A 3236-nucleotide genomic window follows, 5' to 3' on the forward strand; every position below is an offset into this window, starting at 1 on the left:
CACCGCGGTGTCCGGGGCGAACTGCGCCCTCGTGGTGGGTCTCGCATTCGCGGCCGCCTCGGCGTGCCGTGCGCGACGCGGCATACGCGTAACGTGCGGACTGGTCTCGCTCGCCGGCTTCGTCGCTCTCGTCACCCCTGAGCCCAGTGTGGTCCGCGCCGCGGCGATGGCTGCCATCGCGATGCTCGGCGTCCTCCTCGGCCGACGGGGCGTGGGGATCTCGCTGCTGTGCGTGGCGATCTGCGCGGTCCTGATCGCCGACCCGTGGCTCGCGTCGTCGCTCGGCTTCGCGCTCTCCGTCGCCGCGACGGGGGCGCTGCTCATCCTGGCACGACCCTTGGCGGAGGGACTCGCCCGCTGGATGCCGCGCGCCATCGCGCTCGGGCTGTCCGTGCCTCTCGCGGCCCAGCTCGCGTGCGGCCCCCTCCTCGTCCTCATCACTCCCACGGTGTCGGTGTACGGCGTCGCGGCGAACCTGCTCGCCGCGCCGGCGGCGCCGATCGCCACGGTCGTCGGCCTCGCCGCCTGTCTCGCCGCGCCGTTGCCGGTGCTGCAGTCCGGGCTCGCCGCCGTGACGTGGCTCCCTGCCCAGTGGATCGCCGTCACCGCGGAGATCGCGCGCGCGCTGCCTGCCAACGCGATCGCGTGGCCGGAGGGGTTCGGCGGCATGGTGCTTCTCGGTCTCGTCGGCGCGGCGACCACCGTCGTCGTGGCCGGCTTCGGCCAGGGACGATGGCCCCGGCGACTCAGGACCGTCTCGGGTGCGGGCCTCGCGGTGGTCATCGGGATCTCTGCGGGCACGACGGCTGTCGAATCGGTCGCCGGACCCCTCACCGTTCCGCACGCGTGGTCGATCGCGGCCTGCGACGTCGGTCAGGGCGACGCCCTCCTCGTGCGCAGCGAGGGCGAGGTCGCCCTGATCGACACCGGCCCGGATCCGGCGCCCCTGCGGCGGTGCCTGACGCGACTCGGCGTCGCGCACCTCGACCTGCTCGTGCTGACGCACTTCGATCTCGACCATGCCGGCGGTGTGGGGGCGGTGGAGGGCATCGTCGAGGTCGTGCTGCACGGCCCGACCGCAGACGGCGCGCAAGAGGGCCTGGTCGCCGCCCTCTCCCGCGGGGGCGCAGACGCGCGTCTCGCGCATGCGGGGATGACGGGCTCCCTCGGTGCTGCGACGTGGACGGTGCTGTGGCCGCCGGAGCGGAGCAGGGCATTCCCCTCCGGGAATCAGGCCAGCGTGACCCTCGATGTGCGAGGGGGCGGAGTCCCCCCGGCCATCTTCCTCGGCGACCTGGATGCCACAGCCCAGCGCGCCCTGCTGCACTCGGGTGCGCCGCGCCCTCCATACCGGGTCGTCAAGGTCGCGCACCACGGCAGCGCGGACCAGGCGCCGGAGCTGTACACGGCCCTGGGAGCCGCGGTCGCCGTCATCTCGGTCGGCCTCCAGAACGACTACGGGCACCCCCGCACGGAGACCATCGACTTCCTCGAACGGGACGGCGCCGTGATCGCCAGGACCGACCATGAGGGGCTCATCCTCGTCACCGCGACAGGGGCCGGCGTCGAGGTGTGGCGGGAGCGATCGCCGCCGCCGCACTCGTGAGCCGGGAGATCGCGCGGGCAGCCCCGCGCGCCGCAGCTCCGCGCGTCGAACTCCTTCGTGGTCGTGCGGACGGTGCTGTCGTACCGCCTGGCTAGGCTGGACGCATGCCCGCCCGACGCCCGCCCGCACGCTCCTCGTCAGCGTCGCGCATCGCCATCCCGCAGCTGGACTGGCGCGCACCCGAGCCGGCGCCCGTCGTCCTGGTGTCCGGTCCGGAGGAGGTCTGCGCGGAGCGCGCGATCGCCGCGCTCCGCGACTATCTGCGTGCGGAGGACGCCAGTCTCGAGGTCTCCGACATCCGCGCGGACGACTACGTCTCGGGTACCCTGCTCGGCGTCACCTCACCGTCGCTGTTCGGGGAGCCGCGACTCGTTCGCGTATCGGGGGTCGAGAAGGCGACCGATGCGTTCCTCACCGAGGCTCTCGGCTATCTGGAGCACCCTCAGGACGGTGCCACGGTGATCCTGCGCCACAGCGGGGCATCCGTGCGCGGCAAGAAGCTCCTGGACGCGGTCCGGGCTGGTCAGGGGAGCGGTGTGGAGGTGCCCTGTCCCGCGGTCAAGCGGGACGGCGACCGGTTCGACTTCGCATCCGGCGAGTTCCGCACGGCGGGCAAGCGCATCGCGCCCGCCGCGCTGCGCGCCCTCGTCTCGGCGTTCGCCGACGACCTCACCGAGCTGGCCGCCGCCTGTCAGCAGCTCATCGCCGACGTGCCAGGGGACATCACCGATCAGATCGTCGAGCGCTACTACGGAGGCAGGGTCGAGACGTCGGCGTTCACCGTCGCCGACACCGCGATCGCCGGCCGCTACGGCGAGGCGTTGATCGCGCTCCGACACGCGCTCGCCTCGGGCGCGGATCCGGTTCCCCTCGTCGCGGCGGTCGCGTCCAAACTCCGGACCATGGCACGCGTGGCGGGCAGTCGAGAGTCGACGCCCTCCCTCGCGGCCCGGCTCGGGATGAAGGACTGGCAGGTGGACCGCGCCCGCCGCGACCTGTCGGGCTGGAACGAGACGACCCTCGGCATGGCGATCCAGGCGACCGCCCGTGCAGACGCCGACGTCAAGGGAGGCTCGCGCGACGCGGTGTTCGCCCTCGAGCGGATGGTGACGGTCATCGCGACCCGCGCGCCGTTCGGCCGATCCCCTCACTGACCGCGGCGATCCGGGACGCGCGGGGCTCCCGAACCCGTGACGTGCCCGGACCACGGCGCCGCTGCCGGCCCGCTGCCCGACGCCGCCGCCGGACACCCGCCGCTACCGGAGAACGACGAAGCCCGCCCCGCCGAGGCGGAGCGGGCTTCGTACGGTCCAGCTGCTCAGAGCGCGGCGACCTGCTTGGCGATCGCGGACTTGCGGTTGGACGCCTGGTTCTCGTGGATGACACCCTTGCTCACAGCCTTGTCGAGCTTCTTGGATGCGGTGGCGAGAGCCTTCTGAGCCGCGGCCTTGTCGCCGGAGGCGATCGCCTCGCGCGTGCGACGCACCTCGGTCTTCAGCTCGCTCTTGACGGCCTTGTTGCGCTCGCGCGCCTTCTCATTGGTCTTGTTGCGCTTGATCTGCGACTTGATGTTCGCCACGGAGAGGCTCTTTCGTTTCGGAGTGATGAGGACAATGCCGATCGGTGGTAG

3 protein-coding genes are annotated in these 3236 nt (G+C 72.5%); 2 read left to right on the forward strand and 1 reads right to left on the reverse strand.

The window, feature by feature from the left end:
• Together BGO15_RS09750 and holA are read left to right on the forward strand one after the other, a co-directional pair.
• Window positions 1-1606 (forward strand): ComEC/Rec2 family competence protein (locus BGO15_RS09750; protein ID WP_286748145.1); only part of this gene is annotated, 1606 nt, incomplete at its 5' end.
• Window positions 1607-1710: 104 nt separating this feature from the next.
• A complete protein-coding gene (holA, locus tag BGO15_RS09755) occupies window positions 1711-2760 on the forward strand; it encodes a DNA polymerase III subunit delta (protein ID WP_286748146.1) in 1050 nt (349 codons plus the stop codon).
• 164 nt (window positions 2761-2924) lie between these two features.
• Here the strand turns inward: holA and rpsT are convergent, their stop codons facing one another.
• The gene (rpsT, locus tag BGO15_RS09760) at window positions 2925-3185 is read right to left on the reverse strand and encodes a 30S ribosomal protein S20 (RefSeq protein WP_286748147.1); all 261 of its coding nucleotides are present in this window, start codon (window positions 3183-3185) and stop codon (window positions 2925-2927) included.
• Window positions 3186-3236 lie beyond the last annotated feature (51 nt).

This window comes from Microbacterium sp. 71-23 (assembly GCF_001897265.1).
GTDB lineage: Bacteria > Actinomycetota > Actinomycetes > Actinomycetales > Microbacteriaceae > Microbacterium > Microbacterium ginsengisoli.

Coding starts and splice junctions, on each gene's coding strand:
- holA (WP_286748146.1), top strand. CDS start 1,711: ATGCCCGCCCGACGCCCGCCCGCACGCTCCTCGTCAGCGTCGCGCATC.